This is a genomic window from Ovoidimarina sediminis, assembly GCF_032586175.1.
In the GTDB taxonomy this organism is placed as follows: domain Bacteria; phylum Pseudomonadota; class Alphaproteobacteria; order Rhodobacterales; family Rhodobacteraceae; genus Ovoidimarina; species Ovoidimarina sediminis.
Genome location: NZ_JAWHTE010000004.1, coordinates 91,221 through 102,658 on the forward strand (window position 1 = coordinate 91,221; position 11,438 = coordinate 102,658).

Sequence of the window (11,438 nt, forward strand, 5' to 3'; positions counted from 1 at the left end):
CCGTCGCGTCCCATGTGCGGGAATGCGGAGGTATGTTTTGCACATTTGCAATTATGCAAAGTAAGTTTTCACATGATTTGCAAATTTGCGCATTCCCGCTGTCTTTGGCCCGCTGCCTGCGCTAGCAGGAAGGAGCAAACGGTGGGGGAGGGAACACCCATGTCCGATATTCTTGACGAACTCGAACGCCGCCGCGCGGCGGCCCGCGCCGGAGGCGGCGAAAAGCGTGTCGCGGCCCAGCATGCCAAGGGCAAGCTCACAGCCCGCGAACGGCTCGAGGTCTTGCTCGATGACGGCTCGTTCGAGGAATACGACATGTTCGTCTCCCACCGGACGACCGATTTCGGCATGGCCGAACACCGTCACCCCGGCGACGGCGTGGTGATCGGCTGGGGCACGATCAATGGCCGCCTCGTCTACGTCTTCAGCCAGGATTTCACGGTGCTCGGGGGCTCTGTCTCTGAAACCCACGGCGCCAAGATATGCAAGATCATGGATATGGCGGTGCAGAACGGCGCGCCCGTGATCGGCATTAACGACTCCGGCGGCGCCCGCATCCAGGAGGGTGTGGGCTCACTCGCGGCCTATGGCGAGGTATTCAAGCGCAATATCGAGGCCTCGGGCGTCATCCCCCAGATCTCCGTCATCATGGGCCCCTGCGCGGGCGGGGCGGTCTATTCGCCTGCCATGACCGACTTCATCTTCATGGTGAAGGATTCCTCCTATATGTTCGTCACCGGCCCTGATGTCGTGAAGACGGTCACGAACGAACAGGTCACGGCAGAGGAACTGGGCGGTGCCACCACCCACACCCGCAAATCCTCCGTTGCCGACAAGGCGTTCGAAAACGATGTCGAGGCACTGATGGAAGTCCGCCGTCTCGTCGATTTCCTGCCGCTCTCGAATCGCGACCGTGCCCCCACACGGCCCTTCTACGACGATCCCGGCCGAATCGAGGCAAGCCTCGACACCCTGATCCCGACGAATCCGAACACCCCCTACGACATGACCGAACTGATCCGGAAGATCGCCGACGAAGGCGACTTCTACGAGATCCAGGAAGAGTTCGCGAAGAACATGGTCACGGGGTTCATCCGCATCGAAGGCTCGACGGTGGGCGTCGTTGCGAACCAGCCCATGGTGCTCGCCGGCGTTCTCGACATCGACAGCTCGCGCAAGGCGGCGCGCTTCGTCCGGTTCTGCGATGCCTTCGAGATCCCGATTCTCACCCTCGTCGACGTTCCGGGCTTTCTCCCGGGCACAAGCCAGGAATATGGCGGCGTCATCAAGCACGGGGCAAAGCTGCTTTTCGCCTATGGCGAGGCGACGGTGCCCATGGTCACGGTCATCACCCGCAAGGCCTATGGCGGGGCCTATGACGTCATGGCCTCGAAACATCTGGGCGCCGACGTGAACTATGCCTGGCCAACCGCCGAGATCGCGGTGATGGGCGCGAAAGGCGCGGTCGAAATCCTCTACCGCTCGGAACTCGGGGATCCCGAAAAGATCGCCGCGCGCGCATCGGAATATGAAGAAAACTTCGCAAATCCCTTCAAAGCGGCCGAGCGCGGCTTCATTGACGAGGTGATCCAGCCACATTCCACCCGCCGCCGCGTCGCCCGCGCCTTCGCCATGCTGCGCACCAAGAAGCGCCAGCTGCCCTGGAAGAAACACGATAACATCCCGCTGTGATGCTGCTGTTGCCGACATATGGGGGCGTTCCGCCGGGGCGGGTCGTGGCATTCGCGCCACGGTACGCGCGGTCTCAGCCGCATTTTGCCGTAACTGCTGCTTCCGCTTGGCATCTCCGCGCGCATTTGGTTAGACTCTTCATTGGGTTCATGGAAACCCGTACCTGGTACGAGGGGCAGTGTTCCGGTCAAAGACACGGGGCCGCCCGACACAGAAAACGGAGACAGAGATGTCCAAGACCTTTAAGGCGTTCGTCGTTCTCGGCCTCGTCACATTGGCGGCTGCCTGCGCTCAGCAGGAAGAAGAAGTTGTCATCGTTGAGCCCGTCATGGAAGAACCCATGTCGAGCAAGTTCTGATGAACTGACCGGACGGGCGCTCGCGCCCGTCCGGCCCTCCATCCAGTACGCAGGTCGGACCAGGGGATGCCCCGGTGCCGGCTTTTCTTTTTTCACAGGCCTTGAAAGGCCTGCGGGGGCAGGGCGATGATCAAGCATCGCGGCTTTCCCTCGCGCCTTCCCGGCACCGATCACCAGTTCACCATCCGGCGCGCCAATCCGCGCGGGGTCACCCCGTTGAAGGCCCGCGCCCGCCACGCCGATCGCCGCCCGGATGACAGGCGCGCCGATCTGGGGTTCATGGCCGCGCTCTGGGCGCAATTCGGGGCAGAGCCCTTTCCTCGCGGCAATCTCGACGCGGGGCGTCTGAGCTGGCTTTTCGAACGCGAGGTCGTCCCGGCCGAGGATCCCTTCGACCCTGCCGATTACGACGCCATGCTGCGGATTGACGAACGCGTCGCCCGGCAAAGCTTTCCGGAGGCATTCGACGGCTCATGATCGGCAATTTCCCGCCTAGACCGCCGCAGATCCGGCAGAATCCAGCGGATACACGTCCCGCGCGAATTCCGCCCTTTGAATCGCGCGGTGAAGTGCCCATCTTCAGACAGTGGCTGGCATCCCCCAGAATTTCTGCCGGCCGCATAAGTACAAACGGTTACCCTTCCCCTTCTACGCGGTCCGGCCTTCTCATGGTCGGACCGCACTCCTTTCTCTCCGGCAACTTCGGCGCGCGAATTGACGCCGATCAGGGCGTTGATATCGCATTTCAGGCTAGGGTCGGGCGATATTCCGGGCTATCAGCACGCTATATAACCGGCAATGGAGGCATAAGGGCATGCGGAAGACACTCTCATTCATCGCGATCGTGGCGGTTCTCGGGCTATCGGCCTGTGGCGACAGCGATCTGGAACGCGGCGCATCCGGCGCGGCCATCGGCGCGGTCGGCGCAGCGGCGCTTGACGGCGACGTGGTCACCGGCGCGGCGGTCGGTGCAGCCGCCGGCGTACTCTGCGACGATCTCACCGACCTCTGCTAAGACCTTTCCGGCCTCACGCCGGACGTCGTATTTCCTGACATCACCGCCCGGCGCCTCTCAGGGGTGCCGGGACGGAGCGCTTCGTCCGCTCACCGCGATCTGCCGCAACGGCGCAGCCGCGGGCCGATCCCGGCCATCACCCCACGAACATAGACAGTTCCCCGCCGGGGCGCCCTGCTGCGGCGCCCTCGCGGCACCACATACTCAGAAGGCGCGCGCCATCGCCGCGCCCGGGAAGGAGAGGGCATGTTCCAGAAAATCCTGATCGCCAACCGGGGCGAAATCGCCTGCCGCGTCATCAAGACGGCGCGCGCCATGGGCATCAAGACCGTCGCGGTCTATTCCGACGCCGATGTCGACGCGCTTCACGTCAAGATGGCGGACGAGGCGGTGCATATCGGCCCGCCGCCCGCCAACCAGTCCTACATCGTGATTGATAGGATCATGGAGGCGATCCGCCAGACCGGCGCCGAGGCGGTGCACCCGGGCTACGGCTTCCTCTCGGAAAACCCGAAATTCGCCGAGGCGCTCGACAAGGCGGGCGTCGCCTTTATCGGGCCCCCCAAGGGCGCGATCGAGGCGATGGGCGACAAGATCACGTCGAAGAAGATCGCGCAGGAAGCCAACGTTTCGACGGTCCCGGGTTACATGGGCCTGATCGAGGATGCCGACGAGGCGGTGCAAATCTCGAACGACATCGGCTATCCGGTGATGATCAAGGCCAGCGCCGGCGGCGGCGGCAAGGGCATGCGCATCGCCTGGAACGACGCCGAGGCCCGCGAAGGCTTCCAGTCGTCGAAGAACGAAGCCGCCAGTTCCTTCGGTGACGACCGCATCTTTATCGAAAAGTTCGTCACCCACCCCCGGCACATCGAAATCCAGGTGCTCTGCGACACGCACGGCAATGGCGTCTACCTGAACGAACGCGAATGCTCGATCCAGCGCCGGAACCAGAAGGTTGTGGAAGAGGCACCGTCGCCCTTCCTCGATCCCGAAACACGGGCTGCTATGGGGGCACAGTCGCTCGCGCTCGCCCATGCGGTCGGCTACGCCTCCGCCGGTACCGTCGAATTCATCGTAGACGGCGACAAGAACTTCTACTTCCTCGAAATGAACACCCGGCTTCAGGTCGAACATCCGGTGACCGAACTGATCACCGGCATCGATCTTGTCGAACAGATGATCCGCGTCGCCGCAGGCGAAAAGCTTTCGCTCACCCAGGACGATATCGGCATCAACGGCTGGGCCATAGAGAACCGGCTATACGCCGAAGACCCCTACCGCAACTTCCTGCCCTCGATCGGGCGCCTTACCCGCTACCGCCCGCCCGAAGAAGTGGCCACCTCCGAACGCGCCGTGCGCAACGATACCGGCGTCTACGAGGGCGGCGAAATCTCGATGTATTACGATCCGATGATCGCCAAGCTCTGCACCTGGGCCCCCACGCGTTCCGCGGCGATCGAGGAGATGCGCATCGCGCTCGACGCCTTCGAGGTCGAGGGCATCGGCCACAACCTTCCCTTCTTGTCCGCCGTCATGGATCACCCGAAATTCATTTCGGGCGACATGACGACGGCCTTCATCGCCGAGGAATATCCCGACGGTTTCGAGGGCGTCGATCTGGGGGAAACCGCGCTCCGCCGCATCGCGGCCTCGGTCGCGGCCATGCACCGCGTCGCCGAAATCCGTCGCACCCGCGTCACCGGCCGGATGGACAATCACGAACGCCGGGTGGGCCGCGAATGGCAGGTCCGGATCGGGAAGGCGGATTATGACGTCACGATCGAGGCATATCATGGCGGCGCAACCGTCACCTTCGCCGATGGCGAGGTCTCACGCGTCGAGGGCGACTGGACGCCTGGCGACACGCTGGCGGAAATGACGGTCGACGGCGCGCCTCTGGTGATGAAGGTCGGCAAGCTTTCGGGGGGCTTCCGCATCCGCACCCGCGGCGCCGATCTGCGCACCCGTGTCCTCACGCCGCGCATCGCCGAACTCGCCGCCCTCATGCCCGAGAAGCTGCCGCCGGATACGTCGAAACTCCTGCTTTGTCCCATGCCCGGACTCATCGTGAAGGTCGATGTCGAGGAAGGGCAGGAGGTTCAGGAAGGCCAGGCGCTCTGCACGGTCGAGGCGATGAAGATGGAAAACATCCTTCGCGCCGAAAAGAAGGGCACGGTCGCGAAGATCAACGCGAAACCGGGTGACAGCCTCGCCGTCGACGATGTGATCATGGAGTTCGAATAGGTGGCACGCGCCCCCTCACTCTCCGGGCACAAGCCCGTAGCCTGGCCGCCGGATCCATCCGGCGGCCAGCGCCGCGCCGAAGCCGAGCGCTGCGCTGCCGAGGAGGAGCGGGGCCAGCACCGCCGCCAGTTCACCCGCCGCCATGGTCTTGGCATAACCGATCCCGCCCAGCAGCAGGGCGGCAATCCAGCAGCCCGCGGAAAACCCCGCAATCGCCCCCAGCCGCCCGCGCCTCAGCCAAGGGATCTCCGCCACGCCCGCGCCTTCGAAGCGCACGATTTCGACCAGCACCACCCGGTCGATCAGCAACATGTTCAGCGTCAGAAGCGTCACGACCACCAGCTTCGCGCCCAGCTTGTCGGAAAACGACCCGCCATAGACGCCGAGCCGCAGGAACAGAAGCGCAAGCCCCGTGAACCACAGGCCGATGAGCGCCACCTTGATCAGCTTGTGCCCGAACAGCATGAGCCGCAGGCCCTCTTCCTCGATCACGTGATGGAAGCGCCTGACGACGTTCAGCTCCAGAAACGCGGCCCCGCCGATCCCGATGGCAAAGCACAGCATGTGGCCCGTGCGGACCGCATCAAAAACAAGGTCGATCATGGGGCCCGAAACCCGTCTGTCCCGAATGACCCTCAGGCTTCGGCCGGATTGTGGCGGGATTGGGGCGGAGAGGGGCGCAAAGCTTGGTTAACCGCGCGGCGGCCGTCACCAAACCATCCCCGAACCGGGAACACTCACTCCGCGGCCTGGGCCCTCGTGCGGATTTCCTGCTTCCGAAGCGGCATCTTGTCGATCGAGCGCGAGATCTCGCGCACGTCCCAGGGCAGGGGCTTTCTCAACTTCACGCCCCCGTCCTTGCCGATGATGGCCAGCATGAACCCCCGCGGCCTCAGCTTCCGCCGAAGCTCCGATCGCGCGGCGGGATCTGTATCGGTGATTACCACCACGTCACGGTCCACAAGCGCCCCGATCCGCGCATCCAGAAGCTCGATCTGCTCCTGGAATGCCGGATCTGCCGGCGTATCGGCGAACACAACCACGGGCCGCGCGATCCACTTGAACGCCTCGATATCCACTTCCGAGCCCGTAAAGTGCGTCGCCGGGTCAGCAAGCCACATCGCCACCGGATCGCCGGCCTTGTCGGTCGACCCGTCGGTCGCCAGCGCTGGCACCGCGCCGATCAGAAATGCGCCAAGGATCAAGAGAATACGCACTGTCATTCCGCCTCCGTCTCTCTCCGATATAGGGCAGACGAAGGCCAAAACGAAGGGCTCCGCAACACCGGGTCACGTTCCCGTGCGCGGACATGTCAGGAGGGTCCGATGACCGATTGGAAATCACTCGCCGAGAAAGAGCTCCGGGGCCGCCCGCTCGACGATCTGACTTGGGAAACGCTTGAGGGCATTTCCGTAAAACCCCTTTATACAGAGGAGGATACGGCCCGCCTTTCGCATATGGGTGGCACACCCGGCGTCGCCCCCTTCACCCGCGGCGTCCGTGCCACGATGTATACGGGCCGCCCCTGGACGATCCGCCAGTACGCAGGCTTCTCGACCGCCGAGGAATCGAACGCCTTCTACCGCAAGGCGCTGGCCGCCGGGCAGCAGGGCGTCTCGGTCGCCTTCGATCTCGCCACCCACCGCGGCTATGACAGCGATCACCCCCGCGTCCTCGGCGATGTGGGCAAGGCGGGCGTCGCCATCGATTCCGTCGAAGACATGAAAATCCTCTTCGATGGCATCCCTCTCGAAAAAGTAAGCGTTTCCATGACGATGAATGGCGCAGTTATTCCCGTTATCGCCAGTTTCATCGTCACGGGCGAAGAACAGGGCGTCGATCGCGCGGCCCTCTCCGGCACCATCCAGAACGACATCCTGAAAGAGTTCATGGTGCGCAACACCTACATCTACCCGCCCGAACCCTCTATGAGGATCGTCGCGGATATCATTGAATACACGTCGAAAGAGATGCCGCGCTTCAACTCCATCTCGATCTCCGGCTACCATATGCAGGAGGCGGGCGCGAACCTCGTCCAGGAACTCGCCTTCACCCTCGCCGACGGCCGCGAATACGTCCGCGCCGCCATCGCCCGAGGCATGGATGTTGACAAATTCGCACCTCGCCTCTCGTTCTTCTTCGCCATCGGCATGAACTTCTTCATGGAGGCGGCAAAGCTCCGCGCCGCCCGCCTTCTCTGGTCGCGGATCATGGCCGAGTTCTCGCCCAGGGATCCGCGCTCCAGCATGCTCCGCACCCATTGCCAGACCTCCGGGGTGTCCCTGCAGGAACAGGATCCCTACAACAACGTCATCCGCACGGCCTATGAGGCGATGTCCGCCGTCCTTGGCGGCACCCAGTCCCTGCACACCAACGCGCTCGACGAGGCCATCGCACTTCCGACCGAATTCTCTGCACGAATTGCGCGCAACACCCAGCTGATTTTGCAGGAGGAAACCGGGATCACCAATGTCGTCGATCCGCTTGCCGGCTCCTACTATGTCGAAAGCCTCACCGCCGAACTGGCCGACAAGGCCTGGGCCCTGATCGAAGAGGTCGAGGGCATGGGCGGCATGACGAAGGCCGTCGCCTCCGGCATGCCCAAACTCCGGATCGAGGAAACCGCCGCTCGCCGCCAGGCCATGATCGACCGGGGCGAAGAGGTGATCGTCGGCGTCAACAAATACCGCAAGGACTTCGAAGACCCGATCGATATCCTCGACATCGACAACGACAAGGTGCGCGCGGCCCAGGTTGCACGGATCGAACAAACCCGCGCGTCCCGCGATGCGGCGGCCTGCGCGGCCGCACTCGCGGCCCTTGAAGACGCCGCGCGCGGCAAAGGAAACCTCCTCGCGGCGGCCGTCGAGGCCGCCCGCGCACGCGCCACAGTGGGAGAGATCAGCATGGCCATGGAAAAGGTATTCGGCCGCCACCGGGCGGAAGTGAAAACCCTCGCCGGGGTCTACGGCGCGGCCTACGAGGGCGATGAAGGCTTCGCCGCGATCCAGAAGGATGTGGAGGCCTTCGCAGAGGCCGAGGGCCGCCGCCCCCGCATGCTGGTCGTCAAGATGGGCCAGGACGGCCACGACCGCGGCGCCAAGGTCATCGCCACGGCCTTTGCCGATATCGGCTTCGACGTCGACGTGGGGCCTTTGTTCCAGACCCCCGAAGAGGCCGCGCAGGATGCCGTCGACAACGACGTCCACGTCATCGGCATTTCCTCCCAGGCCGCGGGCCACAAGACGCTCGCTCCGAAACTCGTGGAAGCGCTGAAAGAGAAGGGCGCCGACGACATCCTCGTCATCTGCGGCGGCGTGATCCCGCAACAGGATTACGACTTCCTCAAATCCAACGGCGTCTCGGCGATCTTCGGCCCCGGCACCAACATCCCCGACGCGGCCCGCGAGATCCTGACGCTGATCGGAGAGCGGCGCGCGGCGTGACGCAGTCCCGGACTTGATCCGGGACCTCGTCCCCCGACGGCCCCCCGAAACGAGAGGCCAGCGCAGGCCCCTTGGGGCTGCGTCCCTACCTGTCGCCTTGCAGCTTTATTGCGCAATCTCCCCTGCCGCCTCGCTGCGCGCCATCATCAGCAAAAGCGCAGACCCGCCGGACGGGCCTGCGCTGGCCGGGCGGCTGACGCCGCTGTTAACCGGCTTTTGGAACAAGCTTGAGCTATGCAAGGCTCGTAAATGACAGGACAAGACCAAGTCTTCTAAAGACCACCGATGACACGCAACACTCCACCGAGCGTCAGAAGAATATGAGCGACCAGCGCGTATGGATAAGCGAAGCCCTCCGCGATACGACCCTCATCCGGCCCTTTACTTCCGATGTTTCCGAGAATCGAACGAAAGAGTTTCTCCACGCCCATTCCTTGGCCAGAGTAGGAAATGCGCTCTCGCAAGCCATGGTCGCACGGGCGCTCTACGCCAAAGAGCCTCAACCAATAGGCCGCCTCCCGGAGTTCTTTGAAGGATGTGGCTACAGCATCGTCTCCAAACGCTTCGCCGATGTCCTCCGCGGCTTTGACCTCGGTGACTGCAAACTCTACGACGTCGACGTCTTCGAACACGATCGAACGACACGATGCGCCGGCGACTACGAACTCCTATCCATAGCCGGCGCCAAGGGCGCGTTCCTGCCCGAACAGTCGACAGGACTGCGCCGCATGTACAGAGACGAGCAGGACATCTGGCATCTCATAAAGATCGAAGATGGCTCCGTCGCGGTCACCGACTCCGCCACCCGCGGCGCCGACATCTGGACCGAAGGCGAACGCCTTCCCCTTCATTTCTTCATCTCGGACAGGCTGAAAAGAGCGCTGGACGACGCAAAGCTCAATGCCAGGCTCTCACTCTCCACTTGCCGGGTCATCTACCGACACTGATCCGCTTGAGGTCGCGCGCAAGGCTTTGTCGGGAAAGCTCCGCACCCAAAGGTGAACGGCGTCGACCGCCGCGCCGCCTGACCCGGTCCCGGCCCAGAGCCGGGACCTCCCCGGCGCCTGATCCTGCCCAGGTTGCCGCCCCCGCCCTGGCGTGCCACCCTCGCCCGACCAAACCGCGGCGGACGCTCCGATGACCAAACGCCCCCAGATCCTCCTCGGCATGGCCGGCGGCCTGCTCTGGTCCCTCGTTGTCCTCTGGATCGGCCCGCGCCTCGAGACGCTAAGCTCCCCCTCTACGCCCCCGAAGTCGCCGCCACATCGGCCCTGATCGCCGGGCTCCCCATGGCCGCCATGGTCGGCCGCATCGCAGGGCGCCGCTTCTTCGACGACACGATCATCGACGGCCAGCCGCTTTCCGGCCCGGCCGAAATCGACCAGCGCGTGCTGCAGAACACCACCGAACAACTTGTCCTCGCGGCCGTCCTCTGGCCTGCAGCGGGCGTCGTTCTCGGCATGGGCACGGTCCTCGCCCTCGCCATCTCCTTCTTCATCGCCCGGCTCCTTTTCTGGGTCGGCTACCACATCTCCCCTCCGCTCCGGGGCCTCGGCTTCGCGGCAACCTTCTATCCCACAGTGCTCGCTGCGCTTGTGACCATCCTGCGCACCGTCGCCTGAGCGCCGGTTGCGGCGCCCACACCCCCATGCCACTCTCCCTCAAGACGCACACTTCGGAGGGACCTATGGATATCGCCATCGTCGGCGCCGGCGGAATCGGCGGCTATCTCGCGGCCAAGCTCACCAGCGCGGGCCGCGACGTGAAACTCCTCGCCCGCGGCACGCAACTCGCCGCGATCCGCGAGAACGGCCTCCACCTCATCGAGCCCGAGGGCGACCTCACCATCACCCCCGCCACCCTCACCGATGATGCGCGCGAGATCGGCCAGCCCGACCTCATCATCATGGCCGTCAAGGCGCACCAGCTCGAAGACGCCATCGAACAGGTCCGCCCCGCCGTCGGCGACGGCACCCGTCTCCTGCCGTTCCAGAACGGCGTCGACGCCCCCGACATGCTCGCCCGCGCCTTCGGCAAGGATCGCGCGCTGATCGGCGTCAGCCGCTTCTTCGCCAACATCACCGCCCCCGGCGTCATCACCCGCTACGGCGCCGTGCGCGGCTTCACCGTGGGCGCCATGAACGGCACCCAAAGCCCCGTTCAGGATATCATCGCACTGTTCCGCAACGCCGGGATCGAAAGCCCCGATCACCCAGATGTCCGCATCGATCTCTGGGCCAAGCTCGTTCTCTTCAATGCGGCCTCCAGCCTGACGGCCGGCACCCGCAAACGCTTCGGCACGCTCCGCGACACGCCGGAAACCGCGGCCCTCGCCCGCCGCCTCATGCAGGAAACCTGGGAGGTCGGCCGTGCCGAGGGCGTGCCGCTGCCCGAAGCCATGGTGGCCGACACCTTTCGCATCTTCATGGAGGTCGTGCCGGCCGACGGCCGCACCTCCACCGCCCACGACCTCGAGGCAGGCCGCCCCCTCGAGATCGATTTCACCTGCGGCGCAGTCGCGCGCCGCGGCCGCGCGCTCGGTGTCGATGTCACGGCATCGGAAACCGTCTACGCGCTCCTCGCCCCCTGGCGCGAAGGCGGCTGACGGTCAGGGGAGGTCAGGGGCGGGCAGGGGCTTTCCGTTCCCCGCCAACCGGCCTAGGCTCGCCCGGCACTGAAG

12 protein-coding genes are annotated in these 11,438 nt (G+C 64.5%); 10 read left to right on the top strand and 2 right to left on the bottom strand.

The annotated features are described in order from the left end of the window. The first annotated feature begins 159 nt into the window (after positions 1 to 159). From RXV90_RS06620 to RXV90_RS06640, 5 genes are all read left to right on the top strand, one after another. The gene (locus RXV90_RS06620; protein ID WP_316647710.1) at positions 160 to 1,692 is read left to right on the top strand and encodes an acyl-CoA carboxylase subunit beta; all 1,533 of its coding nucleotides are present in this window, start codon (positions 160 to 162) and stop codon (positions 1,690 to 1,692) included. Positions 1,693 to 1,921: 229 nt separating this feature from the next. Continuing rightward, a complete protein-coding gene (locus RXV90_RS06625) occupies positions 1,922 to 2,050 on the top strand; it encodes a hypothetical protein (RefSeq protein ID WP_316647711.1) in 129 nt (42 codons plus the stop codon). Positions 2,051 to 2,176: 126 nt separating this feature from the next. Further along, a complete protein-coding gene (locus tag RXV90_RS06630) occupies positions 2,177 to 2,527 on the top strand; it encodes a hypothetical protein (RefSeq protein WP_316647712.1) in 351 nt (116 codons plus the stop codon). 337 nt (positions 2,528 to 2,864) lie between these two features. Further along, entirely contained in the window at positions 2,865 to 3,065 is a 201-nt protein-coding gene (locus RXV90_RS06635) for a hypothetical protein (protein WP_316647713.1), read from the top strand. A 246-nt stretch (positions 3,066 to 3,311) separates the two neighbouring features. Then, the gene (locus RXV90_RS06640; protein WP_316647715.1) at positions 3,312 to 5,312 is read left to right on the top strand and encodes an acetyl/propionyl/methylcrotonyl-CoA carboxylase subunit alpha; all 2,001 of its coding nucleotides are present in this window, start codon (positions 3,312 to 3,314) and stop codon (positions 5,310 to 5,312) included. A 15-nt stretch (positions 5,313 to 5,327) separates the two neighbouring features. Here RXV90_RS06640 and RXV90_RS06645 read toward each other — a convergent pair whose 3' ends face one another. Together RXV90_RS06645 and RXV90_RS06650 are read right to left on the bottom strand one after the other, a co-directional pair. Then, positions 5,328 to 5,915: a hypothetical protein gene (locus RXV90_RS06645; RefSeq protein WP_316647716.1), complete on the bottom strand. Its 588-nt coding sequence runs from the start codon at positions 5,913 to 5,915 to the stop codon at positions 5,328 to 5,330. 134 nt (positions 5,916 to 6,049) lie between these two features. Continuing rightward, on the bottom strand, positions 6,050 to 6,535 hold the full coding sequence (locus RXV90_RS06650) for a DUF4174 domain-containing protein (protein ID WP_316647717.1): 486 nt from the start codon (positions 6,533 to 6,535) through the stop codon (positions 6,050 to 6,052). Between the two features lie 102 nt (positions 6,536 to 6,637). Between RXV90_RS06650 and scpA the strand changes: the two genes are divergently transcribed. From scpA to RXV90_RS06675, 5 genes are all read left to right on the top strand, one after another. Continuing rightward, the gene (gene scpA / locus RXV90_RS06655; protein ID WP_316647718.1) at positions 6,638 to 8,758 is read left to right on the top strand and encodes a methylmalonyl-CoA mutase; all 2,121 of its coding nucleotides are present in this window, start codon (positions 6,638 to 6,640) and stop codon (positions 8,756 to 8,758) included. A 320-nt stretch (positions 8,759 to 9,078) separates the two neighbouring features. After that, positions 9,079 to 9,705, top strand: a complete 627-nt coding sequence (locus RXV90_RS06660) for an imm11 family protein (protein WP_316647720.1) — start codon at positions 9,079 to 9,081, stop codon at positions 9,703 to 9,705. 190 nt (positions 9,706 to 9,895) lie between these two features. Further along, on the top strand, positions 9,896 to 10,033 hold the full coding sequence (locus RXV90_RS06665; RefSeq protein ID WP_316647721.1) for a hypothetical protein: 138 nt from the start codon (positions 9,896 to 9,898) through the stop codon (positions 10,031 to 10,033). A gap of 14 nt (positions 10,034 to 10,047) precedes the next feature. Then, the gene (locus RXV90_RS06670) at positions 10,048 to 10,380 is read left to right on the top strand and encodes an MAPEG family protein (RefSeq protein WP_316647722.1); all 333 of its coding nucleotides are present in this window, start codon (positions 10,048 to 10,050) and stop codon (positions 10,378 to 10,380) included. 65 nt (positions 10,381 to 10,445) lie between these two features. Then, positions 10,446 to 11,363, top strand: a complete 918-nt coding sequence (locus tag RXV90_RS06675) for a ketopantoate reductase family protein (protein WP_316647723.1) — start codon at positions 10,446 to 10,448, stop codon at positions 11,361 to 11,363. Positions 11,364 to 11,438 lie beyond the last annotated feature (75 nt).

Bases quoted from the DNA above. Each gene is read 5' to 3' on its own strand.
- RXV90_RS06620 (WP_316647710.1), top strand. From the start codon at position 160: ATGTCCGATATTCTTGACGAACTCGAACGCCGCCGCGCGGCGGCCCGC.
- RXV90_RS06625 (WP_316647711.1), top strand. From the start codon at position 1,922: ATGTCCAAGACCTTTAAGGCGTTCGTCGTTCTCGGCCTCGTCACATTG.
- RXV90_RS06630 (WP_316647712.1), top strand. From the start codon at position 2,177: ATGATCAAGCATCGCGGCTTTCCCTCGCGCCTTCCCGGCACCGATCAC.
- RXV90_RS06635 (WP_316647713.1), top strand. From the start codon at position 2,865: ATGCGGAAGACACTCTCATTCATCGCGATCGTGGCGGTTCTCGGGCTA.
- RXV90_RS06640 (WP_316647715.1), top strand. From the start codon at position 3,312: ATGTTCCAGAAAATCCTGATCGCCAACCGGGGCGAAATCGCCTGCCGC.
- RXV90_RS06645 (WP_316647716.1), bottom strand. From the start codon at position 5,915: ATGATCGACCTTGTTTTTGATGCGGTCCGCACGGGCCACATGCTGTGC.
- RXV90_RS06650 (WP_316647717.1), bottom strand. From the start codon at position 6,535: ATGACAGTGCGTATTCTCTTGATCCTTGGCGCATTTCTGATCGGCGCG.
- scpA (WP_316647718.1), top strand. From the start codon at position 6,638: ATGACCGATTGGAAATCACTCGCCGAGAAAGAGCTCCGGGGCCGCCCG.
- RXV90_RS06660 (WP_316647720.1), top strand. From the start codon at position 9,079: ATGAGCGACCAGCGCGTATGGATAAGCGAAGCCCTCCGCGATACGACC.
- RXV90_RS06665 (WP_316647721.1), top strand. From the start codon at position 9,896: ATGACCAAACGCCCCCAGATCCTCCTCGGCATGGCCGGCGGCCTGCTC.
- RXV90_RS06670 (WP_316647722.1), top strand. From the start codon at position 10,048: ATGGCCGCCATGGTCGGCCGCATCGCAGGGCGCCGCTTCTTCGACGAC.
- RXV90_RS06675 (WP_316647723.1), top strand. From the start codon at position 10,446: ATGGATATCGCCATCGTCGGCGCCGGCGGAATCGGCGGCTATCTCGCG.